This window comes from Actinomadura sp. WAC 06369 (assembly GCF_003947565.1).
In the GTDB taxonomy this organism is placed as follows: domain Bacteria; phylum Actinomycetota; class Actinomycetes; order Streptosporangiales; family Streptosporangiaceae; genus Spirillospora; species Spirillospora rifamycini.
The window spans coordinates 1-22,326 of record NZ_QHJN01000103.1 but is presented as its reverse complement, the minus strand read 5'-3'; the positions used below and the strand labels follow the sequence as shown (position 1 = coordinate 22,326).

Annotated in this window: 19 protein-coding genes and 1 rRNA gene; 10 read left to right on the top strand and 10 right to left on the bottom strand. The window is 72.3% G+C overall.

Annotated elements, in window-relative coordinates; genetic code table 11:
* Positions 1-31: 31 nt before the first annotated feature.
* Entirely contained in the window at positions 32-649 is a 618-nt protein-coding gene (locus DMH08_RS25355) for a LysR family transcriptional regulator (protein WP_084551319.1), read from the top strand.
* Positions 650-757: 108 nt separating this feature from the next.
* Here the strand turns inward: DMH08_RS25355 and DMH08_RS25350 are convergent, their stop codons facing one another.
* Positions 758-1,672 carry an Lrp/AsnC family transcriptional regulator gene (locus DMH08_RS25350; protein WP_125618227.1) on the bottom strand — a complete coding sequence of 305 codons (915 nt, stop codon included), beginning with the start codon at positions 1,670-1,672 and terminating at the stop codon, positions 758-760.
* Between the two features lie 767 nt (positions 1,673-2,439).
* On the opposite strand from DMH08_RS25350, the gene DMH08_RS25345 reads away from it, so the two are divergent.
* The 5 genes from DMH08_RS25345 to DMH08_RS25325 all read left to right on the top strand — a co-directional run bounded on the left by DMH08_RS25345 (position 2,440) and on the right by DMH08_RS25325 (position 9,032).
* The gene (locus DMH08_RS25345) at positions 2,440-3,876 is read left to right on the top strand and encodes a GuaB1 family IMP dehydrogenase-related protein (RefSeq protein ID WP_125618225.1); all 1,437 of its coding nucleotides are present in this window, start codon (positions 2,440-2,442) and stop codon (positions 3,874-3,876) included.
* Between the two features lie 135 nt (positions 3,877-4,011).
* The gene (locus DMH08_RS25340; RefSeq protein ID WP_125618222.1) at positions 4,012-5,493 is read left to right on the top strand and encodes an LCP family protein; all 1,482 of its coding nucleotides are present in this window, start codon (positions 4,012-4,014) and stop codon (positions 5,491-5,493) included.
* Positions 5,494-5,714: 221 nt separating this feature from the next.
* The gene (locus DMH08_RS25335; protein ID WP_125618220.1) at positions 5,715-7,226 is read left to right on the top strand and encodes an LCP family protein; all 1,512 of its coding nucleotides are present in this window, start codon (positions 5,715-5,717) and stop codon (positions 7,224-7,226) included.
* Between the two features lie 85 nt (positions 7,227-7,311).
* Entirely contained in the window at positions 7,312-8,409 is a 1,098-nt protein-coding gene (locus DMH08_RS25330) for an enolase C-terminal domain-like protein (RefSeq protein ID WP_026406273.1), read from the top strand.
* Positions 8,406-9,032, top strand: a complete 627-nt coding sequence (locus DMH08_RS25325; protein WP_125618217.1) for an AAA family ATPase — start codon at positions 8,406-8,408, stop codon at positions 9,030-9,032. Before DMH08_RS25330 ends, DMH08_RS25325 begins: the two co-directional genes overlap by 4 nt.
* Before the next feature lie 98 nt (positions 9,033-9,130).
* On the opposite strand, the gene DMH08_RS40330 is transcribed toward DMH08_RS25325, so the two are convergent.
* The 6 genes from DMH08_RS40330 to DMH08_RS25300 form a co-directional block, all read right to left on the bottom strand.
* The gene (locus tag DMH08_RS40330; RefSeq protein WP_157433281.1) at positions 9,131-9,286 is read right to left on the bottom strand and encodes a hypothetical protein; all 156 of its coding nucleotides are present in this window, start codon (positions 9,284-9,286) and stop codon (positions 9,131-9,133) included.
* Between the two features lie 141 nt (positions 9,287-9,427).
* Positions 9,428-10,582: an acyl-CoA dehydrogenase family protein gene (locus DMH08_RS25320; protein WP_125618215.1), complete on the bottom strand. Its 1,155-nt coding sequence runs from the start codon at positions 10,580-10,582 to the stop codon at positions 9,428-9,430.
* Entirely contained in the window at positions 10,579-12,540 is a 1,962-nt protein-coding gene (locus DMH08_RS25315; RefSeq protein ID WP_125618213.1) for an ATP-binding protein, read from the bottom strand. The genes DMH08_RS25320 and DMH08_RS25315 overlap by 4 nt, the downstream gene beginning before the upstream one ends.
* 5 nt (positions 12,541-12,545) lie before the next feature.
* Positions 12,546-14,138, bottom strand: a complete 1,593-nt coding sequence (locus DMH08_RS25310; protein WP_199748001.1) for a carboxyl transferase domain-containing protein — start codon at positions 14,136-14,138, stop codon at positions 12,546-12,548.
* Positions 14,135-15,847 (bottom strand): acyclic terpene utilization AtuA family protein, encoded by a 1,713-nt coding sequence (locus DMH08_RS25305; RefSeq protein ID WP_125618211.1) that lies wholly within the window; start codon positions 15,845-15,847, stop codon positions 14,135-14,137. The genes DMH08_RS25310 and DMH08_RS25305 overlap by 4 nt, the downstream gene beginning before the upstream one ends.
* Before the next feature lie 142 nt (positions 15,848-15,989).
* Positions 15,990-16,289 (bottom strand): hypothetical protein, encoded by a 300-nt coding sequence (locus DMH08_RS25300; protein ID WP_125618209.1) that lies wholly within the window; start codon positions 16,287-16,289, stop codon positions 15,990-15,992.
* A gap of 250 nt (positions 16,290-16,539) precedes the next feature.
* On the opposite strand from DMH08_RS25300, the gene DMH08_RS40325 reads away from it, so the two are divergent.
* Complete coding sequence (locus DMH08_RS40325) at positions 16,540-17,010, top strand: hypothetical protein (protein WP_158642396.1); 471 nt, start codon at positions 16,540-16,542, stop codon at positions 17,008-17,010.
* A gap of 713 nt (positions 17,011-17,723) precedes the next feature.
* Here DMH08_RS40325 and DMH08_RS25290 read toward each other — a convergent pair.
* Positions 17,724-18,524, bottom strand: a complete 801-nt coding sequence (locus DMH08_RS25290) for a helix-turn-helix domain-containing protein (protein WP_158642395.1) — start codon at positions 18,522-18,524, stop codon at positions 17,724-17,726.
* A gap of 523 nt (positions 18,525-19,047) precedes the next feature.
* Here DMH08_RS25290 and DMH08_RS25285 point away from each other — a divergent pair.
* Positions 19,048-19,554 (top strand): DinB family protein, encoded by a 507-nt coding sequence (locus DMH08_RS25285; protein ID WP_125618205.1) that lies wholly within the window; start codon positions 19,048-19,050, stop codon positions 19,552-19,554.
* Positions 19,555-19,637: 83 nt separating this feature from the next.
* Positions 19,638-20,246 (top strand): TetR/AcrR family transcriptional regulator, encoded by a 609-nt coding sequence (locus DMH08_RS25280; RefSeq protein ID WP_026406282.1) that lies wholly within the window; start codon positions 19,638-19,640, stop codon positions 20,244-20,246.
* A 121-nt stretch (positions 20,247-20,367) separates the two neighbouring features.
* Here the strand turns inward: DMH08_RS25280 and DMH08_RS25275 are convergent, their stop codons facing one another.
* A complete protein-coding gene (locus tag DMH08_RS25275; RefSeq protein ID WP_125618203.1) occupies positions 20,368-21,273 on the bottom strand; it encodes an alpha/beta fold hydrolase in 906 nt (301 codons plus the stop codon).
* Between the two features lie 82 nt (positions 21,274-21,355).
* Between DMH08_RS25275 and DMH08_RS25270 the strand changes: the two genes are divergently transcribed.
* Positions 21,356-21,991 carry a TetR/AcrR family transcriptional regulator gene (locus DMH08_RS25270; protein ID WP_125618201.1) on the top strand — a complete coding sequence of 212 codons (636 nt, stop codon included), beginning with the start codon at positions 21,356-21,358 and terminating at the stop codon, positions 21,989-21,991.
* Positions 21,992-22,033: 42 nt separating this feature from the next.
* Here the strand turns inward: DMH08_RS25270 and rrf are convergent.
* Positions 22,034-22,150: ribosomal RNA gene (gene rrf, locus DMH08_RS25265) — 5S ribosomal RNA — on the bottom strand.
* Positions 22,151-22,326 lie beyond the last annotated feature (176 nt).

Genomic DNA, 22,326 nt, shown 5'->3' with positions numbered 1-22,326 from the left:
CCCCGGCGGCCGGTTGGCATACCGTCGGGACATGAATCTGCGGCAGCTGCGCTACGTCGTGGCGACCGCCGACCACGGCACGATGACGTCGGCGGCCCAGGCGCTCTACGTCGCCCAGCCCGCCCTGTCGCGGGCCGTCCGGGAGCTGGAGCGCGAGCTCGGCATCGAACTGTTCGCGCGCTCGGGGCGCGGCGTCGTCCTCACCCCGGTCGGTGAGCAGGTGGTGCGGCGGGCGCGGGCGGCGCTGGAGGCCGTGGACGCCATCGAGGCCCTGTCGGCGGCGCGGGGCCACGGGCAGGGCGCCGATCTGCGCATCGCCACGACCGCCGCGCTGGAGCCGGAGCTGATCGGACGGCTCGTCCCGCTCTTCGCCCGCGCGCAGCCGGCCGTCCGGATCCGGGTGGTGCGGTGCGCGGACCGCGTCGCGGTCGCTGCGGCGCTGCGCGCGGGCCGCGCCGACCTCGGGCTCGCCGAGCCGCCCGCCCCGGCCGACCTGGCCGTCCACCCGCTGACCCCGCGGGCCGGGCTGGTGCACCCGCACCGCCGGACGCCGCCCGCGGGCCGCGACTTCCTGGCGTTCGCCAAGGAGTGCCTGAGGGAGTCCGTCAGGGAGCCGGTGCGCGAGGCGCCGGGCGGCCGGAACCGCTGAGCGCCGGTGCCCGGCGCGGGGACCGGGCGCGGGGACCGTTGGACGGATGCCCCGGCCACGAGCTCGCCGTGGCCGAGGCGCCTCCCCGGCACCGCGCGCGGAGCGTCCTCAGGACGCGCCGCCGGCGGGGCCGTCGGGGAGGTCGGCGGCGTAGGACTCCTTCACCACGTCGAGGTGGTGCCAGGACTCCCGGACCGTCACGCCGGGCACCGAGCGGACCGCGTCGAGCACGGTGACCAGTTCGGCGCGCGAGGCCGCCTCGGCCTGTCCCACGATGTCGTAGCGGCCGAACCCGGTCGCCACGTAGCGGACGCCGTCCAGCGCGGCGACCGCCTCCGCGGCCTTGCGCAGGCCGCCGCCGACCAGCAGGCCGAACCCGCCGAGCTCGGCCGCGCCGAGCGCCCGCGGGTCGGCGAGGCCGGTCACCTGGATCACCCCGGTGCGCATGAGCCGCACCACCCGGGCCCGGGTGGCCGCCTGCGACAGCCCGATGATGTGCGCGAGCCGGGTGTAGGGGGCGCGACCGTCGCGCTGGAGCTCCCGCAGGAGCCGCCAGTCGATGTCGTCGAGGGTGACGTCCCCGAGCTCCCGCACCACCGTGTGGGCGTCCCGCACCGTGGCGACGGAGCGGAACACCTCCGCGGTCCGCACGCCGGGGACGGACCGCAACTGGTCCACCTCGGCGGCGAGGGCGGTGTCGTCCCTGGTGCGCACCTGGACGACCAGGTCGTGCGGTCCCGCGGTCAGCGCGGCGAAGCCGACGGCCGGCCGTTCGGCGACGGCCGTCGCGACCTCCCGCGCGGAGCCGTCCACGGTGACCGAGACGTGCCCGGTCGCCTCGGCGCCGACGACGGCGGCGTGCACGATGCCGACGACCCGGACGACCTCCGTTTCGAGAAGGTTCTGCACGCGTGCCCGCACGGCCGTGCGGGATAGCCCGACGCGATCGGCGAGCGCCTGGAACGTGGCCCTGCCATCCCGCTGGAGCTCGCGGACGAGCACGGCGTCGACCGCATCCAGCACGGCTGTCCTCCTCGACATGCGATGAATCGTTTTGCCAGCAACTGCAAGATCATTCCATTTCGGGACGGGATGACGTCAAATATTGATCTTGCTCGTGTTCGTCCCACCCGGCGGCCGTCGAAGCGTCTGTGAACGGTCGCGCGCGGTGCCGTTTTCGGCGTCGCGCGCCCCCCTTCGAACGTGCGAACGCCGCCGGAGGCATGAGCCGTCCGGCGGTCCCGGCGGCGGCCGGGCGGGACGCACGCCGGCACTCCACAGGGCTTCGCGGGAAGCGCCCGGCGGGGCCGGCCCGGGGTCGCCGCGCGCGGGCCGGGAGCCCCCGCGGCGCAAGGGGTGCGCGGGGGCGCGGGGTGCGGCGGGGGCGCCGCGGGCGATGACGCGGACCGGGTTCAAGTGCGTGGCTTGCATGCGCCTCTCCCGGTGTTCTGATGTGACGCCCCTACGGCAGGACGGCCGTCCGCGCGAGGCACATGTAAGAAAAGTGCATCGGGGGCGCGATTACGTCAAGAGGTAACTTTACAGAGAGCTAAGCCTCACGTTGCACGACTTTCCCTCATGTGCGGGCGTTCAGTTCTGTTATGCCTGCAAGCCGGCAGGGAAACCGGCGCGGAAGGGCCGGACGCGCCACGGGGACACAGGGTCATCACCCCTGGGTGCGGGCATGCCGCCCCCTAAGGGACGGGTGCGTGTGCGCAGCATCGGGGGGTATGGCACACAATGTACGGTGGCCGAGCCACTTTCATCATCGATTGGTGTGTTAGACAGCCGTGCGCCTGCTGAACGTTGAGCACTCCGCTCACGACCTCACCTACAACGACGTCTTCATGGTGCCCGGCCGCTCGTCGGTCGGCTCGCGCCTGGAGGTCGACCTGTCGACCGTGGACGGCAGCGGGACCACGATCCCGCTCGTCGTCGCGAACATGACCGCGGTGTCCGGACGCCGGATGGCCGAGACCGTCGCCCGCCGCGGCGGCGTCGCGGTGCTCCCGCAGGACATCCCGGTGGAGGTCGTCGCCGAGGTCGTCGGCTGGGTCAAGGGACGCGACCTGGTCGTGGACACCCCGATCACGCTGGACCCGTCGAGCACCGCCGGGGACGCGCTCGCGCTGCTGCCCAAGCGGGCGCACAACGCCGTGATCGTCGTCGCCGACGACCGTCCCGTCGGCGTGGTCACCGAGGCCGACTGCCACGGCGTCGACCGGTTCTCCCAGCTGCGCGACATCATGTCGCGCGACCTGGTGACGCTGCCCGCCGGGGTGGACCCGCGCGAGGCGTTCAACCGGCTGCACGAGCGGGGCCACCGGCTCGCGCCCGTCGTCGACGGCGAGGGCCGCCTCACCGGCGTCCTCACCCGCACCGGGGCGCTGCGCGCCACCCTGTACGACCCCGCCGTCGACGCCCGGGGGCGGCTGCGCATCGCCGCCGCCGTGGGCGTGAACGGCGACGTCGCGGGGAAGGCGAAGGCGCTGCTGGAGGCGGGTGCCGACCTGCTCGTGGTCGACACCGCGCACGGCCACCAGGACAAGATGATCGCCGCGCTCGCGGCCGTCCGCGCCCTGGACCCGGCGGTGCCGGTGGTCGCGGGCAACGTGGTGACGGCCGAGGGCACCCGCGACCTGATCGAGGCGGGCGCCGACATCGTCAAGGTCGGCGTGGGGCCGGGCGCGATGTGCACCACCCGGATGATGACCGGCGTGGGCCGCCCGCAGTTCTCCGCCGTCCTGGACTGCGCCGCCGAGGCCCGCCGGCTGGGCCGGCACGTGTGGGCCGACGGCGGCGTCCGGCATCCCCGCGACGTCGCGCTGGCGCTCGCCGCCGGGGCCGCCAACGTGATGATCGGCTCCTGGTTCGCCGGGACCTACGAGTCGCCGGGCGACCTGCAGTGCGCCGCCGACGGACGGCTCTACAAGGAGAGCTTCGGGATGGCGTCGGCGCGCGCCGTGCGGCTGCGCACCGCCGAGGACTCCCCGTTCGACCGCGCCCGCAAGGCGCTGTTCGAGGAGGGCATCTCCACCTCCCGCATGTTCCTGGACCCGCAGCGCCCCGGCGTGGAGGACCTCATCGACTCGGTCGTCGCCGGGCTGCGCAGCTCGTGCACCTACGCGGGCGCCCGCACGCTCGAGGAGTTCCACGAGCGCGCGACCGTCGGGATCCAGAGCTCGTCCGGCTACGCGGAGGGCATGCCGCTGTCCACCAGCTGGTAAACGGATGCGTTCGGGCCGGTCAGCGGCCCGCGCTTTTCCGCGACACGCCGCGCGCGCTCTCCGCGCGCGCGGCGTTCCCGGTTGCACGCTCGCCTGAGGACGCGGCAGGGGGACCGCGCCCGGAGGGGGCGGAGCATGCGCGACGAGGAGCCCGAGCAGCGACCGGCGGACGGACGCGGCCGGTCCCGCGCGCGCGGCGGGCAGCACCGCGCGGCCCGGCGCGGCCGCCCCGGCCGTCCCGGCGGGCGGAACGCCTCGTACGCGGTCGCGGAGGCGCTGCTGATGGCGGCGGTGTCCCCGGCCCTGCCCGGCCTCGCGCATCTGCGGGCGGGGCGGATCCGGCTCGGCGGGGCGCTGCTCGCCGCGCAGGCGGTGCTGCTGACGGCCGCGGCGCTGGCGTTCGCGCACCTGCGCCCCCTGTTCCTGCAGCTGTCGGTGCGCCCCGGCTGGCTCACGGCCGCCATGGCGTGCTCGGTGGTGCTGGCGGCGCTGTGGGCGCTGCTGATCGTCCACTCCTACCTCGTGCTGGCGCCCGCGGGCCTCTCGCCGCCGTGGCGGCTCGCGGGCGGCACGACCGTCTCGGTGCTGTGCCTGCTGGTGATCGTCCCGCCGCTGACCGTGGCGCACTACGGGCACCTCCAGCGCGACCTCGTCGACAGCGTCTTCGCCGACGGCCCCGCGCCGCCCGCCGCGCAGGCCGGCGGCACCCGCGCGCCCGCGCCCGCGCCGGGCGGCGCGAGCCCCGACCGGGACCCGTGGGCCGGCGTGCCCCGCCTGAACGTCCTGCTGCTCGGCGGCGACGCCGACACGGGCCGCCCGGGCGTGCGCACCGACAGCATGACGCTCGCCAGCGTCGACACCGGCACCGGCGACACCGTCCTGCTGAGCCTGCCGCGCAACCTGCAGCACGTGCCGGTGTGGTCGGACGGGCGGCGCGTCCCCTATCCCGCGGACGGCCTGCTGAACGCCGTCTACGGCCTGGGCACCGACCGCCCGGACCTGCTCGCGGGCGGCGGCCGCGCCGTCCGCGACCCCGGCGCGGAGCTGCTGAAGCGGACGGTGTCCCACATCCTGGGCCTGCCGGTCCCCTACTACGTGATGGTCGACATGCGCAGCTTCCGGCAGATCGTCGACGCGGTGGGCGGCGTCCGGGTGTGCGTGGCCGAGCCGGTCCCGGTGCCCCGCTCGCAGGTCCCGGCGGGCGTGCTGCGGCCCGGCTGCCGCACGCTGACCGGGCGGGAGGCGCTCTGGTACGGGCGGTCCCGCACCGGCAGCAGCGACTACGTCCGGATGGGGCGGCAGAAGTGCCTGCTGTGGGCGCTGGCGCGCCAGGCGGGCCCGCTGACCGTGCTGCGCAGCTTCCAGCGGCTCACCGAGGTGTTCAAGGAGTCGGTCGGCACCGACCTCCCGCAGCGGCTGCTGCCCGCCCTGGTCGACCTGTCGGCGAAGATCCGCGACGCCGACGTCCGCAGCCTCCAGTTCGTCCCGCCGGTGGTCTCCCCGGGGCGTCCCGACTACGCGGCGATCCGCCGGATGGCGGCGCGGGCGCTCCGGGACGGGACGGGGCCGGACCGCGGGGCGCGCCCGCTGCCGGTCCTCGCCGACGGCTGCGGCTGACCGTCCGTCCCGCCTCCGGCCCCAAGCGGACCGCCCCGGCGGACCGGCGCCGCGGCCCGCTGTACGGGAGGCGTCGGCCGGGTGACGCGCATGCGAATACCGGGTCTCGATCCGCCCTCAACAAGATCACGAATGTGCGCTCGAGAAACCCTTGACGCGTTTCGTGCGTCCATAATGTGAGGCCGGAGGATTAAATCACCGTGGGCGGGGATCGGAGTCACATGGGTGGATGGGCGAGTCGTCGCGCCCGGCGGGACCGCGACGGATCCCCCGGCGGGGCGGGCGGTCTGCCCCGCGCGCTCGCGCTCACGCTCGCGTCCGCCCTGGTCTGGGGCGTCGCCCACATCGTCACCGGCCGCCGCCGCGTCGGCGGCCTGCTGCTCGCGGTGTACACCGTCCTCGCCGCCGCGCTCGCCGCCGCGGCCACGGTCTACCGCGGCGACCTGCTCGACCTGATCGTCCGCCCGGACGTCCTCCAGCAGATCACCGGCGGCCTCGTCCTGCTCGGCGTCCTGTGGGTCGCGGTCGTGGTCCGCTCCTACCAGCTGGTCCGCCCGGACGGGATGCGGCTGAGCGCGCGGTCGCTCGGCGCCGCCGCCGTCGCGCTGATGTGCTTCGGGGTCGCGGTCCCCACCGCGTGGGCGGTGCGCGGCACGTACGTCTACCGCGACGCGCTGACCAGCATCTTCCAGGCCGGCGGCCACAACGGCCAGAAGATCGACACCGACGACCCGTGGAACGGAGAGGAGCGCGTCAACATCCTGCTGCTCGGCGGCGACGCCGCCGAGAACCGCCCCGGCGTCCGCACCGACAGCATGACGCTCGCCAGCGTCGACACCGAGACCGGCGACACCGTCCTGCTGAGCCTCCCGCGCAACCTGGAGAGCTTCCCGATGCCGCCGGGGCCCGCCCGCGACCGGTTCCCGTACGGGTTCACCGGCGAGGGCCCGATGACGCCCGGTCTGCTCAACGAGGTCTACCAGTACGCCGAGGAGCACCCCGACGTGGTTCCGGGCGTCCCCAAAGGCGAGCGCGGCCCGACGCTGCTGAAGGCGACCATCGCGGGGATCCTCGGCCTGCCCGTCGACTACTACATCCTGGTCGACATGTTCGGTTTCGCCGACATCATCGACGCCATGGGCGGCGTGAAGATCAACATCCTGCAGCCGATCCCCTACGGGCAGCGGGGCGACGTCCTCCAGCCGGGCAACCGGACGCTGACCGGCAAGGAGGCCCTCTGGTACGGGCGGTCGCGCACCAACAGCAGCGACTACGTCCGGATGGGCCGGCAGAAGTGCCTGATGGCCGCGATCGCCGAGCAGGCCGACCCCCGGACCGTCCTCACCAAGTTCGACGCGCTGGCCTCGGCCGCCAAGCAGACGCTCTCCACCGACCTTCCGCAGGAGCTGCTGCCCGCGCTGATCCAGCTGTCCGGCGAGATCAAGGAGGACGCGAGCATCGACAGCCTCCAGTTCGTCCCGCCGCTGATCCACACCGGCAACCCCGACTTCGAGAAGATCCGCAAGCTCGCCGCCGAGGCCGTCGGCGCCGCCGACCGGCCCGCGTCGGGGAGCCCGTCGCCGTCCTCCTCGGGCTCCTCGCCGAAGACGCCGTCCGGTCCGGTGACCGTCGAGCCGCCGGTGCAGGCGCAGAGCACGCCGGGCCCCGGGGCGACGCGGACGTCCGAGGCCCCGGAGACCGACCCGGTGTCGCTGGAGGCGAGCTGCCCCTGAGCCGCTCGGGCGTGTTCTCCCTGGTCCCCCGAGGGGGGATCATGGAGGGGAGACGTCTTCGGAGCACGAGAGGGGCGGGTGCCAGGTGCCTCGGATCCAGGGTTGCGACGCCTTCCGGGTGGCGATGCCGCGCGGCCGGCGGGCCGAGAGCATCCTCGTCCGGCTCGCCGACGGCGACGGCGCGGCCGGCTGGGGCGAGGTCGCCGTCCCCGACGCGCGCGGCCGCGGAACCGGACGGAAGAGGCCCGGCCGGGACGGAACGGCCCCCGACCCGTGGGCCGACATCGAGAACCGGATGGGGCCCGCGCTGATCGGGCTGGAATGGGACCGTCCCGAGGACGTGTCCGCCGCCGCCGACCTCGGCGCGCACGAAGCGGCCGCCGCCATCGACACCGCCTGCTGGGACCTGTGGTGCCGGCTCCGCGGGCTGCCGCTCGCGCACGCGCTGGGCGGCACCCGCACGTCCATCGTCACCGGCGCGCGGATCGCGCCCGCGCAGGTGCTGGAGACGCTGCCCACCCGCGTCAACCAGGCGGTCGGCGCCGGCCACACCCGCGTCACCGTGGACGTCCGCCCCGGGTGGGACATCGAGCCGATCCGGCTGATCCGGCAGGCGTACCCCGCGCTGGCGCTCGTCGCCGACGCCGGCCACGCCTACCGCGACACGCCCGAGCACCTGGAGGTGCTGGCGGGGCTGGACGCCTACGGGCTCGCGGCGGTCGAGCGCCCGTTCCCGTCCGACGACCTGGCGGCGCACGCGAAGCTGCAGCAGCGGATCGGCGCGGCCGTCGCGCCCGACGTCGGCGACCTCGACACCCTGGAGGCGGCGCTGCTGCTGGAGGCGGGGCGGGCGCTGCACCTGCGCCCGGACCGGTTCGGCGGGCTCACCGCCGCCCGCAGCGCCCACGACCGCGCGTACGCGGCGGGCTGGGACGTGTGGTGCAGCGGCGTCGGCGCGTTCGGGATCGGGCAGGCCGCCGCCGTGGCGCTGGCCGCGCTGCCCGGCTGCACGCTGCCGAGCGACGTGTCGGACCCGGCGCACGGCCCCGTGTACGTGACGCCGCCGGTGCGCTCGTCCGGCGGCGTCGTCGGGGTGCCGCTCACCCAGCCGGGCCTCGGGCACGAGATCGACGAGGAGCGCATCGAGCGGCTCGCGACCCGCCGCATGCGGCTGTCGGTGTGACGGCCGGGCGGGATCCGCGGGGCGCCGCGCCGGCCGTCCCCGGGACGGTGTGGGTGGTGGCGGGCCCGCCGGGCGCGGGGAAGTCGACGGTGGCCGACCTGCTGCTGGCGCGGCTGCGTCCCGTCCCGGCGCTGCTCGACAAGGACACGATGTACGGGGAGTTCGTCGCGGCGACCCTCGCGGCGGGCGGCCGCGACCCGGGCGAGCGGGAGGGCCCCTGGTACGACGCGCACGTCAAGCCGCACGAGTACGCGGGGATGACCGCGACCGCCCGGGAGGTCCGCGCGCACGGCTGCCCGGTGCTGCTGAGCGGCCCGTTCACCGGCCAGATCCGGGCGCCGGAGCGCTGGGCGGAGTGGGTCCGGGCGCTCGGCGGCGACCCGGTGCGGCTGGTGTGGGTCCGGACGGACGCGGCGACGCTGCGGCACCGCCTGGAGCGGCGGGGCTCGCCGCGCGACACGGGCAAGCTCGCCGCGTTCGCCGGGTTCGTCGCGCGGATGCGGCCGGACGAGCCGCCGCCCGTCCCGCACGACGCCGTCGACAACCGCCTGACCGCGCCGGTGCCGCCCGCCGCCCAGGTGGACGCGCTGGTCCGCGCGTGGGGCGGTCCGGCCGGGGCCTGACCGGACGGTGGGCCGGGGACGACGAACGTCCGGCGGAGATCTGCGCCCGCCGGACGTTCGCGTCGCGCCGGTCCCGCGTGCGGCGGCCGGCGCCCGGATCAGAGGTTGATGTTGATGTTGGTGTTCTCGTTGTGGCTGCCGTGGCAGCCGCAGTGGTCACCGCCCATCGGCGCGGCCGACGCCGCGGAGGACAGGCCGAAGCCCGTCATCGTGGTCGCGGCGGCCAGCAGCAGGACCGAGACAATACGCTTCATGATCTTCCCTTTCGCCGGTTGTCTGGCGCTTGCTCCGCAATCCTCACCCGAATGGTTGCTCACTGTCACCTATAGATGACAATGGGTGAGCAAAGGTGTCGGGCCGCGACACAGGCGATCATGAAGACCGGAAGGGCGGTCTCAGTAGGACTTCGGCAGCCCCAGCGAGTGCTGCGCGACGAAGTTCAGGATCATCTCCCGACTGACCGGCGCGATGCGCATCAGCCGCACGACGCCCGCGAGCATCCCCACGCCGTACTCGCTCGTCAGGCCGTTGCCGCCGTGCGTCTGGATCGCCTGGTCGACGCAGTGGATCGCGGCCTCGGCGGTCGCGTACTTCGCCATGTTCGCGGCCTCCCCCGCCCCCGTGTCGTCGCCCGCGTCGTACAGCGCGGCGGCCTTCTGCCCCATCAGCCGCGCCAGCTCCAGCTCGATCTTGGCGGCGGCCAGCGGATGCGCCACGCCCTGGTGCGCGCCGATCGGCGACCGGAACACCTGCCGGTCCTTCGCGTAGGCGGTCGCCTTGCCCAGCGCGAGCCGCCCGATCCCGGCGCCCATCGCCGACGCCATGATCCGCTCGGGGTTGAGGCCCGCGAACAGCTGCAGCAGGCCGCCGTCCTCGTCGCCGACGAGCGCGTCGTACGGCAGCCGCACGTCGTCGAGGTGGCAGACGAACTGCTTCTCCGGCGACACGATCTCCATGTCGATCGGCGTGCACGAGAACCCCGGCGCGTCCGCCGGCACGATGAACAGCGACGGCCGCAGGTTGCCCTTCTGGTCCTCGGTGCGGCAGACGAACAGCACGGCGTCCGACTCGTCGACGCCCGAGATGAACGTCTTCTGCCCGTTCAGCACCCAGCCGTCCCCGTCGCGGCGCGCGGTGGTGGTGATGCGGTGCGCGTTGGAGCCCGCGTCCGGCTCGGTGATCGCGAACGCCATCTTCACCGACCCGTCCGCGAACCGCGGCAGCCACCGCTTGCGCTGCTCCTCCGTGCCGGACCGCGCGATGATCGTCGCGCAGATCGCCGGGGACACGACCATGAGCAGCAGCGGGCAGCCGGCCGCGGCCAGCTCCTCGCACACCGCGGCGAGGTCGCCGATGCCGCCGCCCCCGCCGCCGTACTCCTCGGGCACGTTGACGCCGAGGTAGCCGAGCCGCCCGGCCTCCGCCCACAGCTCGTCGGTCTTCTCCCCCGCCCGCGCCTTCTCCACGTAGTACGACGAACCGTACTTCGCGCCCAGCTCCGCGACGGCGGCGCGCAGCGCCCGCCGCTCCTCGGTCTCGGTGAAGCTCACTCGCTGGTCCCTTCGATCACGGCGAGGACGGCACCGGCCTCGACCTGCTGCCCGGCTCCGACGTTCAGCTCCGCCACCGTCCCGGCGGCGGGCGCGGCGATGCGGTGCTCCATCTTCATCGCCTCCAGGACGACCAGGGCCTGCCCCTCGGCGACGCGCGCGCCCCGCTCGGTCTCGACCCGCACCACCGTTCCCGGCATCGGCGCGAGCAGCGACCCGGGGGCGATCTGGTCGCTCGGGTCGGCGAACCGCGGCACCGCCCGGAACGCGACCGGGCCGAACCGCGAGTCGACGAACACCTCGCCGTCCGCGGCCGCCACCGCGAACGTCTCACGGAGCCCGCCGCGCTCGAGGACGACCTCGTGCGGGGCCGCCGACACCACGGACGTCCCCGGGAACGCCTCGCAGACCAGACCGTCCCGGCCCAGGTGGTAGTCGACGTCGATCGTCCCGCCGGGCCCCTCGAACGACCTGCGCTGCGGCCGCGACCGCACATTGCGCCACCCGGACGGCAGTCCGCCCTGCACCCGCGCCGACGCCCGCTCGGCCGCCGCGCCCGCGAGCGCGGCGGCCAGCGCCGACACCCGGACGGCCGCCGCGTCCGCGAGCGGCGCGGCCAGCACGTCCAAGCCGACCCGCTCCAGGTAGCCCGTGTCGGTGTCGCCCGCCAGGAACGCCCCGTCCTCCAGGATCCGGACGAGCAGGTCGCGGTTGGTCGTCAGGCCGTGGATCCGGGCGCCGCGGAGCGCCGCCGCCAGGCGCCGCGCCGCCGCGTCCCGCGACGGCCCCCACGCGATCAGCTTCGCCAGCATCGGGTCGTAGTGGACGCCGACCGCCGACCCGCTCTCCACGCCCGCGTCCAGCCGCAGCCCGTACGACGCGGGCACCGCGAACTCGGCGTCGACGCCCGGCACCTCGAACGTGCGCAGCACGCCGCCGGCCGGCCGCCAGTCCAGCGCCGGGTCCTCCGCGTACAGCCGCACCTCGATCGCGTGGCCGCGCGGCTCCGGCGGTGCCTCCGGCAGCCGGGCGCCCTCCGCGACGGCGAGCTGCCACCGGACCAGATCCACCCCGTACACGCACTCGGTCACCGGATGCTCGACCTGCAACCGGGTGTTGACCTCCAGGAAGTGGAACCCGCCGTCCGGTGCGAGCATGAACTCCACCGTCCCCGCCCCGACGTAGCCGATGGCCCGCGCCGCGTCGACCGCCGCACGGCACAGTTCGTCCCGCAGCCCGGGGCGGACCGCCGAGGAAGGCGCCTCCTCGACGATCTTCTGGTGGCGGCGCTGCACGGAGCATTCGCGCTCCCCGAGCGCCCACACCGTGCCGTGCGCGTCCGCGAGGATCTGCACCTCGATGTGGCGGGCGTGCTCCAGCAGCGGCTCGCAGAACACCGCCGGATCACCGAACGCCGACTCGGCCTCGCGGCGCGCCGCGGCGACCGCGCCGTCCAGCTCCGCCCGCGCGCGGACCACCCGCATCCCGCGTCCGCCGCCGCCCGCGGACGCCTTCACCATCAGCGGCAGATCGTCCTCGGTCACCCGGTCGGGGTCGAGCTCGGGCAGCACGGGGACGCCCGCCGCCGCCATCAGCTTCTTCGCCTCGATCTTCGAGCCCATCGCCTCGATCGCCGCCGGCGGCGGCCCCACCCAGGTCAGGCCCGCGGCCGCGACGGCCCGCGCGAACTCCGCGTTCTCCGACAGGAACCCGTACCCGGGGTGGACGGCGTCCGCCCCGGCGGCACGGGCCGCCTCGAGGACGCGCTCGGCGGACAGGTACGTGTCGGCGGGCGCCGCGCCGGGCAGCCGTCCGGCGACGTCGGCCTCCCGCACGTGGGGCGCGTCCGCGTCGGCGTCCGAGAACACCGCCACCGTACCGACGCCCAGGTCCCGGCAGGCGCGCATGACGCGGCGCGCGATCTCGCCCCGGTTGGCGACCAGCAATCTTTTGATCATCACGCTCACATCCGGAAGACGCCGAAGCCGTCGGCTCCGCGCACGGGGGCGTTGTGGACGGCGGACAGGCACAGGCCGAGGACGGTCCGGGTGTCGCGCGGGTCGATCACCCCGTCGTCGTACAACCGGCCGGACAGGAAGAACGGCAGCGACTCCGCCTCGATCTGCGTCTCCACCATCTCCCGCATGGCGCGGTCCTGGTCCTCGTCGTAGACCTGGCCCCGCGCCTCCGCGGCCTGCCGCGCCACGATCGACAGCACCCCCGCGAGCTGCTGCGGACCCATCACCGCCGACTTCGCGCTCGGCCACGTGAACAGGAACCGCGGATCGTACGCCCGGCCGCACATGCCGTAGTTCCCGGCGCCGTAGGACGCGCCCATCACGATCGAGATGTGCGGCACCTTGCTGTTCGACACCGCGTTGATCATCAGCGCGCCGTGCTTGATGATCCCGGCCTGCTCGTACTCCCTGCCGACCATGTACCCGGTCGTGTTGTGCAGGAAGATCAGCGGCGTGTCGGCCCGGTTCGCGAGCTGGATGAACTGGGCGGCCTTCTGCGCCTCGGCGCCGAACAGCACGCCCTGCGCGTTGGCGAGCACCCCGACCGGGTACCCGTGCACCCGCGTCCATCCGGTGACCAGGCTCGTCCCGTACAGCGGCTTGAACTCGTCGAACCGCGAGCCGTCCGCGATGCGGGCGATGACCTCGCGGGGGTCGAACGGGGTCTTCAGATCCTCCGGGACGATGCCCGCCAGTTCGTCCGCGTCGTACAGCGGCTCCTCGACGGCGCCCGGGGCGGGGCCCTGCCTGCGGTGGTTGAGCCCCTTGACGATCTGCCGGCCCAGCCGGAGCGCGTCCGGCTCGTCCACGGCCATGTAGTCGGCGAGCCCGGACGTCCGCGCGTGCATCTCCGCGCCGCCGAGTTCCTCGTCGTCGGCCTCCTCACCGGTCGCCATCTTCACCAGCGGCGGTCCGCCGAGGAACACCTTCGCGCGCTCCTTCACCATGACGACGTGGTCGCACATCCCCGGTATGTACGCCCCGCCCGCGGTGGAGTTGCCGAACACCAGCGCGATCGTCGGGATCCCGGCCGCGGACAGCCGGGTGAGGTCCCGGAACATCCGGCCGCCGGGGATGAAGATCTCCTTCTGCGACGGCAGGTCCGCGCCGCCCGACTCCACCAGGTTGATCACCGGCAGCCGGTTCTCCAGCGCGATGTCGGACGCCCGGAAGCTCTTCTTCACCGTCCACGGGTTGCTGGCGCCGCCCCGCACCGTGGGATCGTTCGCGACGATCATGCACTCGACGCCCTCGACCACGCCGATGCCGGTCACCACGCTGGCACCGACCGGGAAATCGCTCCCCCACGCGGCGAGCGGGCTCAGTTCCAGGAACGGCGAGTCGCGGTCGAGCAGCAGCTCGATCCGATCCCGCGCGAGCAGCTTCCCCCGCCGGCGGTGCCGCTCGACGTACTTCTCTCCCCCGCCCGCGAGCGCCTTCGCGTGCTCGGCGTCCAGTTCGGCCAGCTTCTCCAGCATCGCCGCCCGCCGCTCCCGGTATTCGGGTCCCCGCGTGTCGAGCGAACTCTTCAATCTCACAGGACGGCCTCCGGGACGTCGACGAGGCAGGACCGCAGCCACTCCCCGAGGGCCTTGCCCTGGGGGTCGAACCGGGTCGAGGCGGACACGCCCTCCTGCAGCAGCCCTTCGACGACGAAGTTGACCGCGCGGAGGTTCGGCAGGACGTGACGCGTGACGGTGTGCGCCCGCGTCTCGGGCATGAGCTCGTGAAGCCGTTCGACGGTGAGGAAGGGCTCCAGCCACCGCCACTGGAGGTCCGTGCGGGCCCACACCCCGATGTTGGCGTCGCCGCCCTTGTCGCCGCTGCGGGCCCCGGCGACCCGCCCCAGCGGCGCCCGCACGGTCGCGCCGCCGACGGCGCCCTCGTCCCGTCGCACCGCCTCATCGGTGGGCAACGCCCGGGTGGCGGAAGGCCCTTCGATGGGAACGCGGGTGCCGTCCGGCAGGACCGCCACGTGCTCGATCTCCTCGTTGGGGACGAACGCGGGCGAGTACACCCCGTACGGGCTCCCCTTCCCCGGCGGGGACGTCATCGTGAACCCGGGATACCCGGCCAGCGCCATCTCCACGGCCGCGCCGCTGAACCCCCGCCCGACCTTCGCGGGATCGGGGTCGAGGACGGCGCAGCGCAGCAGCACGGTCGCCTCGCCCTGGGTGGCGGGGGCCGGCGCGGGGTTCCCGAGCAGCGTCCACTCGACCCGCGCCGGACGGTCCTCGCCGAAGGCCGCGTCCATCTGCGCCTTCACGAAATCGGCCTTGGCCTCGATGTCCAGCCCGGTGAGCACGAACGTCATCTCGTTGCGGTGCCCCCCGAGGTGGTTGAGGCACACCTTGGTCAAGGGAGGCGGCGGCGCTCCCCGCACCCCGCTGATCGAGACACGGTCGCGCCCGACGCCCCGCAACTCGATCGTGTCGAACCGCGTGGTCACGTCCGGTCCGGCGTAGTACGGGCCGCCGATCTCGTACAGCAGCTGGGCGGTGACGGTCTCGACCGTGACGGCGCCGCCCGTCCCGTCGTGCTTGGTGATCACGCTGGAGCCGTCCGTGCCGATCTCGGCCAGCGGAAAACCCGGCGCCTTTACGTTGTAGATTTCTTGAAAGAACGCGTAGTTCCCGCCCGTCGCCTGCGCTCCGCATTCGAGCACGTGCCCGGCGACGGTCGCGCCGGCGAGAGCGTCCCAGTCGTCTCGCGCCCACCCGAAGTGCGCCGCCGCGGGCCCGACGACGAGCGACGCGTCCGTCACCCGCCCGGTCACCACCACGTCCGCGCCGCCTCGCAGGCACTCGGCGATCCCCCACGCCCCCAGGTAGGCGTTCGCGGTGAGCGGCCGCCCGTGCCGGGCCGACGCCAGGCCGAGCTCGTCCACGCGCGCGAGCAGGTCGTCGCCCTCGACATGCGCGACCTCGACCGCCACGCCGAGCCGGTCGGCCAGCTCGCGCAGCTTCACGGCCAGCCCCCGCGGATTCAGCCCGCCGGCATTGGTAACGATCTTCGTCCCGCGCTCGGCGGCGAGCCCCAGGCACTCCTCCATCTGCCGCAGGAACGTCGTCGCGTATCCGGTTTCCGGGTCCTTCATCTTCCCGCGCCCCAGGATGAGCATCGTCAGCTCGGCGAGATAGTCGCCGGTGAGGACGTCGAGCGGCCCTCCCTCCAGCATCTCCCGCACGGCGGAGAAGCGGTCCCCGTAGAAGCCCGAGGCGTTACCGATCCGCAACGGTCGACTCATGGCCAGCACCCTGCCACCCGTCCAAGAAAAAATCAATCACGCATGATTGTTTCCCATTCCAGAAAACTCCGGCCCCCGACGCCGAGCCCAGAGCACACGAAAACCAACACAATCAGCAAGCCCACAGCCCCCAACCCAGGAGTCAGGACGTGTTGCGGCGGGCCAGCCAGATGGTGAGGTCTCTTGCGATCTCACCGAGATCGGTGTTGACGCTCAGTGCATGCTCGCCGTGGCGTGGATCGCTGTACTCCACCTCGTAGCCCCCCTCCTCCAGCACGGACACCGAGGCGTACCAGGGCGCGCCGAGGTCTGCCGGGGTGATGGTGACGAAGGAGTTGCCGTCGTGGTCGAGATCTCTCAGCCGCATGAACAGGGAGTCTTCGGAAGGGTCGTCGACTTGATCACCATTCTCGCTGTCGGCGATGTAGTAGTCGGCGCCCATCGAGTTCCTCCGTTGTGCCGGTCGCCCTCCGAGGATCCACGGCCGCGCGGGCCCCTCACAACCATGGCCGCGCTTGCGGGTACGGCCGGAATCGACCCATGGCAGGCTGACGGCCTCCGACAACGAGACGAACTAGGGCCCGTCGCCCCGTCACCCGGGGGCGACGATGACCGCCAGGGGTCACGCCGCAATTCGCAGGCCAGGTAGATCTTAGCCGTCAGCCCGCCACGCGAAACGGGAGGATAAGCCGATGTTCGCGGCGGTTGAGGTGAGTCGGGTTCGAGCGCCCGGAATCGGGCGGCTGGGCTTCGATCAGGACTTGCTCCAGCGGTGGCCGGGGAAGCTGTTCGGCAGAGTTCGCGAGTCTGAAGAGCTGACCGTCTACGACTTGCACGAGGGGTTCGACGGGACGCCTCGCCCGGTAGCGGTGTTCCCGCGTCCCTGGCCCGACTTCGATGACGAGTCCGGCGCGGTGAGCCCCGATCTGCGGTTCACCGTGTTCGGCGGCCGCGACCGGGTGCGAGCGGTGGACCGGCGGGGACGACGTCGTGGGAGGTGCCGTACAAGCTTTCGAGGTGGGGGCCCGAGCAGGAGTCTTTGCGCGGTGACCGCCGATGCCACGCGTGTCTGGACGCACGTCTACGGCCTCCCGGAAAGCCATCCCGCAGGCGGGGACGAGACCAGCTGGATGGTCATCGACGCGACGCTCACACCCTGCTGAGAACTCGTCACCGACCAGGCTTGGGCTCCGTGCCTTCACCGATGCTTCACACCGATGTGCGTACCGGTTTCCGATCCCGGACACCCGGCACCGCCCCGGCCCAGCCCCTGAGGCACCCAGCACCGTTGCCCAAGCCGCGAGACGCCCACGGCCGGGCCACGGCCCCTTGCCCCGCCCCCGGGGCCGGCCCGAGGCACCGTCCCCCCTGGGCCCAGGGGGGACGGTGCCGGACCCGGCGCCCGGAGCATCAGCCACCGCGCACCGGGCACCGAAGAACCTGTCATCCGGGGGCTGCCCCCATGGAACCGGCGCCGAGAGAACCATCCCTAAGGGACCCGGCGCGAGGACCCGGCGCGAGGACCTGGCGCGAGGACCTGGCGCGAGGACCTGGCGCGAGGACCCGGCGCGAGGACCCGGCGCGAGGACCCGGCGCGAGGACCCAGGGCTGGGGAACGGCGCCCGGGAACGGCGTGACGGATCCCGCGGCTCAGCGAGTTGGCGGCCTGCGACGGTTCAGGGAGCGAAGGCGCCCGCGTTCGTGAAGCCAGCGACTCAAGTAACGCGCGAAACCGCGACGCAAGGAGGGCCGCATCGGAATGCTCGCCGTCACTGGTTCCCGATCAGCGCGGCCATCCTCGCCGCCTCCACGAATCCGCCGGTCCGGCCTCGCCTGCGGCTCCCCCTTCACCGCGGGGAGGAGGGAGCGCGCCCCTTCATAGATCCTCCAGCTCTTTGAGGATGGCGACCTGCGAGTCCTCGACGTTCAGCGCCCTGGATCTGATGCTTTCGAACAGCGTGCCGAGTTCGGCGATGTACCCGTGGTCGTCGACCAGGTGACCGCGTCCGCCCGCCGCCTCGATGTAGCCGGCGTCGGACTCACTTGAGGAGAGGAGCGTGAACGAGCCCTCGGGGAGGACTTCGGCGTCCTCCGGCACCACGTGGACGTGAACGTGGGGCAGTTCCGCCACGCTCAGCAGATGTTCGAGTTGGCCTCGCATGACCGCGGGGCCGCCGAACGACCGGCGGAGCGCCGAGGCATCGATGAGCGCGACGATGACGGGCGGATCCTCGCGCCGCAGGATCTCTGTTCTCTCCATTCGCGCCGCAAGCGATTGTTCGAGCTTGTCCGGATGCCTTCCCTTTCGCAGAATCGCTCGCGCGTACTCCTCCGTGTGGAACAGCCCGGTGATCGCGAAGTTCTTGTACAGCTTGACGATCGCGGCCTCGGACTCGGCCTCCACGAACTCGGAGAAGCCCGGCGGGATGCCGGCTTCCTCGATGACGCGAGGGTGGAGGGCTTCGAAGAACTGCTCCAGTCCGAAGATTTCGTCCAGGCCCCGGGCGAGCCTGCGCGTCGGGCGCCGGGCGCCGACCTCGATGCCACCGACCAGGCTGCTCGGGAGGTTGACCCGCGCTCCCAATTCCGGCTGCGACCACCCCTTCTGCTCGCGGTACCGCTTGAGGTGGAAGGCGAAGAACGCGCGGAGGGACTCGGAGGGGTTCGGGGTAGGCATGGCGACCATCCAATCTGCACGATGCCGCGCCACTCATCCGATGACGCAGCGAGGTTGACTCATAGCCGACAGTAGTCGCCGCAATGCGCGATGGAACCTCCGACCCCAAACTTTTTTCGAGAAAGTTGATGATCATGAAATGGCATGTCCACTTCCGTGCTCCCACGCAGAGGAATGCATATAGGGCAAGGCAAATTCATCTGGCCTCGCCCCAGAGCGAATAGCCCCCGCGCGCCTGCAAGCCTAGGAGCGCCTGTAGGGCAGGTCCGATAGATCACGGGTCACCGAAGAACAGGACCCTCCACTGATGGGGCCGCCCTACAGGGAGGCTCTGAGGTGTGCCACCGCGGCAAGCAGACAGGATTCGCCGTTGGCGGTGGGCGGAGATGTACGGCTGACAGCACGAGCGCGTCATCGCTGCTGCGACACCGCTCGGTCCGCCGGACAAGGAGCCGGGTGAAGCAGGTCGGGCCGCCGATAAATCGTTCGACATGGACCGCGGTGATCAGGGACGCTTCGCGCGATGACAAGAATCGATGACACACCGTCCGCGTGGGACGAGCGCACCCAGCTCACCACGTTCCTCGACTACGCACGTGACACCGCCCGGGCCAAATGCGAAGGCGTCTCTGCAGAGAACGCACGCAAGTCGCTCCTGCCGGGCTCACCGCTGATGACCATGTGCGGTGTGATCAACCACCTCCGCTGGGTCGAGTACCACTGGTTCCAAGTGATCTTTCTCGGCGAGGAAAACCGGGGCCCCTGGACCGAGGAGGACCCCGACCGCGAGATGCGTATCGCCGTCGACTTCCCGCTCACGCAGTTGCTCGGCGAGTACGCCGAGCAGAGTGCCCGCTACCGCGACCTGGTCGCCGGGAACGACCTGGACGAGCGGGCACAGCGAGCCGTCCGCAATGGCCTCCGCGTCGACCTGCGCTGGATACTCCTCCACCTCACCGAGGAGACGGCCCGCCACAACGGCCATCTGGACATCCTGCGCGAGATGCTCGACGGCACGACCGGTGACTAGGCGCCGGGAAAGAATCAAGCGCGCTTGATTGTTTTCTCTTCCGGGCCTTTGATTGACTGGAGACCCGCCGAGTCGAGGAAGAGATGACCACGCAGGCAGCTCCCCGCGAACCCCAGCAGCACCGCAGCCGCGCGACACGGCAACGCCTCCTGGAGGCCGCCGTCGAATGCCTGGCCTCCGCCGGATGGGCCGGGACGACCGTGGCCGTCGTCGCCGAACGCGCCGGGGTCTCGCGGGGTGCGGCGCAGCACCACTTCCGCACCCGCGAGGAATTGGTGACCGCCGCCGTCGAGTACGGCACGGAAGTGCGCATGTCGCAGATGCGCGAGCGGCTGGACGAACTCGCCGACCGGCGCCCGAGCACCCTCGACGTCGTGGCGCTGCTCGGCGAGATGTACACGACGCCGCTGTTCAGGGCCGCGTTGCAGCTGTGGGTCGCCGCGAGCTCCGACGAGCAGCTGCGCGCACAAGTCGTCCCGTTGGAGACGCGGGTCGGGCGCGAGGCGCACCGGCTGACGGTCGAGGCACTGGGCGCGGACGAGTCGGTCCCCGGTGTTCGCGAGACCGTGCAGGCGACGCTCGACCTCGTCCGCGGCCTCGGGCTCGCCGACCTGCTCACCGACGACTCGGCCCGCCGGGGCCGGCTGCTGCGACAGTGGGCCGCGACCCTCGACACGGCCTTGGGCCGCTGACCCCGCACTCCCCCAAGGCGCATGTGCCTCCGAAACCGCTGTGATCAAACCCCGCCAGGACGCGCTGCTCAAATGGCGGGTTGCACGTCACGCACGAGGCGCTTCCCTGCCCCGTGGCGGGTCAGGTGCGGGCGGACGCCGCCTCGTCGGCGAAGGAGCGCAGGGCGTCGGCCATCTGGCGAAGCCCGGGATCCTCGACGGGCATGTGGCCGCAGCCGTCCAGCGTCACCAGCCGCCGCTGCACGGGCAGCCGATCGAAGAACGGTCTGCTCAGTTCCAGAGGCGTCCACCGGTCGGCGCCCGGGTGGATCATCAGCACCGGACAGGCGCTGAACTCCTCCGGCTCCACCTCCGGCACGGAGTTCATGTAGGTACGCATGAACCGCAAGGAGATCCGTCCCCCGCCGCCGAGTGGATCGGACGCCACCGCGGCGTTCAGGTCCGGCCGGTTCGCCATCGCCGACATCCGGGCGGGCCAGCGGACCGGCACCTGAACGCCGTCCAAAGCGCGCAGCCCGGTCATCAGCGGGCCCGCGTAGCGTCCCAGCCACCGGAACCGCGCGGCGACCGCTCTCGCCTCCGCGTTGCGCACGTCCAGCAGGCATGTCACGACCAGTCCGGCCGCACCTGCACGCGCGACCGCACTGTAGGCGAGCATGCCTCCGATACTGGCCCCCAGGACCACCACCGGACGGTCGTCGCGTTCCCGCTCGAGCCGGATCAACTCCGCCGCCAGTTCCACCCACGACTCGTACTTCACCGGACGCCCGCCGCATCGGGTCAGCCCGTATCCCGGCATGTCGGGCGCGACGCCCTCCACCGCTCCCATCAGCCTGAGGTAGGGCCACAGCATCCGCGCGTGCCCGCCGGCTCCATGCAGGACCACGTACTTCACCGGCGCAGCCGGATTCACCGTGCGCTCCAGCCGAACCTGCATGCCCTTCCACGGCAACCACTGCGTCTCGGCGGGCGGCTCCTCCGCCTCGCGGACCCAGTCCGGAAAGAACTCGAGATAGTCGACGGTCATGCCCCGCTCCTTGCGTCGATCGGTCGGCAGCCGCCAAAATACTGAGTAATTACTCGCTTTTCTACTCGCGTTAGGGCCTCCGATGCCGGGCACTCCCAAGCCCCTCCGACCCCGCAAAGCCCCACGTCAGCAGCGTTCTGCCGATACGCGGGAGCGAATCATCCAGGCGGCTGCTCGCGTTTTCGTCGAGCACGGCTACGCCGCCGGCACCACCAACCGCATCGCCGACGAGGCGGGTCTCTCGATCGGCTCGCTGTACCAGTACTTCCCGAACAAGGACGCGATCCTGCTGGAGCTCACGCGGCGGCACATCGACGACGGCCGGCGCGCCGTCACCGCCGCACTCGAACGCGGGCTCCCCGCCCGCTGGGACGAACGCATCGCCCTCTTGGTGGACACGGCTCTCGAGGCCCATCGCGGCGACCCTCGTCTCCACCAGGTGCTGTTCGAGGAGTCACCACGCCCGCCCGCACTGCTGGCCGAGCTCCACTCGCTACAGAACCTACTCGTCGCCACGGTCGTGGATCTGCTCCGCACCGACGTCGAAGACCGTCTCTCGGACGCTCGCCTCACCGCCTGGTTCATCGTGAGCACGGTCGAGTCCCTGATCCACCGCTACTTCGCCGACCGCCCCACGGACGACGTCAGCGCCTTCCGCGACGAGTTGATCGTCCTGCTCACGGAATACCTGCAGAGTCGAATACCCGCCATGAAATGAGAAAGGCCCCGCCGTAAACGGCGGGGCTTTCCCACAAAAAATGTCCGGCGGCGTCCTACTCTCCCACACAGTCTCCCATGCAGTACCATCGGCGCTGAGAGGCTTAACTACCGGGTTCGGAATGGGACCGGGTGTTTCCCTCTCGCCATAACCACCGAACGACCAACCCACAGCACCCGAAAGTGCCGGGAAACTCATCGTCCGAGCGGACAGCTCGAAAATTCACTTATCAAAACGGGTTCCCGTTTGTTTTCCAGGAACCACACAGGGACGCGAACAAACACACAGCGAGATGCTTTGAACGTTCAGTGTGTTCAAGCCACTCGGCCTATTAG

Excerpts from the sequence above, each read along its gene's own strand:
- DMH08_RS25315 (WP_125618213.1), bottom strand. The coding sequence starts at position 12,540 with ATGATCAAAAGATTGCTGGTCGCCAACCGGGGCGAGATCGCGCGCCGC.
- DMH08_RS25340 (WP_125618222.1), top strand. The coding sequence starts at position 4,012 with ATGCGCGACGAGGAGCCCGAGCAGCGACCGGCGGACGGACGCGGCCGG.
- DMH08_RS25280 (WP_026406282.1), top strand. The coding sequence starts at position 19,638 with ATGACCACGCAGGCAGCTCCCCGCGAACCCCAGCAGCACCGCAGCCGC.
- DMH08_RS40330 (WP_157433281.1), bottom strand. The coding sequence starts at position 9,286 with ATGAAGCGTATTGTCTCGGTCCTGCTGCTGGCCGCCGCGACCACGATG.
- DMH08_RS25300 (WP_125618209.1), bottom strand. The coding sequence starts at position 16,289 with ATGGGCGCCGACTACTACATCGCCGACAGCGAGAATGGTGATCAAGTC.
- DMH08_RS25355 (WP_084551319.1), top strand. The coding sequence starts at position 32 with ATGAATCTGCGGCAGCTGCGCTACGTCGTGGCGACCGCCGACCACGGC.
- DMH08_RS25270 (WP_125618201.1), top strand. The coding sequence starts at position 21,356 with ATGCCGGGCACTCCCAAGCCCCTCCGACCCCGCAAAGCCCCACGTCAG.
- DMH08_RS25335 (WP_125618220.1), top strand. The coding sequence starts at position 5,715 with ATGGGTGGATGGGCGAGTCGTCGCGCCCGGCGGGACCGCGACGGATCC.
- DMH08_RS25285 (WP_125618205.1), top strand. The coding sequence starts at position 19,048 with ATGACAAGAATCGATGACACACCGTCCGCGTGGGACGAGCGCACCCAG.
- DMH08_RS40325 (WP_158642396.1), top strand. The coding sequence starts at position 16,540 with ATGTTCGCGGCGGTTGAGGTGAGTCGGGTTCGAGCGCCCGGAATCGGG.
- DMH08_RS25275 (WP_125618203.1), bottom strand. The coding sequence starts at position 21,273 with ATGACCGTCGACTATCTCGAGTTCTTTCCGGACTGGGTCCGCGAGGCG.
- DMH08_RS25305 (WP_125618211.1), bottom strand. The coding sequence starts at position 15,847 with ATGAGTCGACCGTTGCGGATCGGTAACGCCTCGGGCTTCTACGGGGAC.
- DMH08_RS25290 (WP_158642395.1), bottom strand. The coding sequence starts at position 18,524 with ATGCCTACCCCGAACCCCTCCGAGTCCCTCCGCGCGTTCTTCGCCTTC.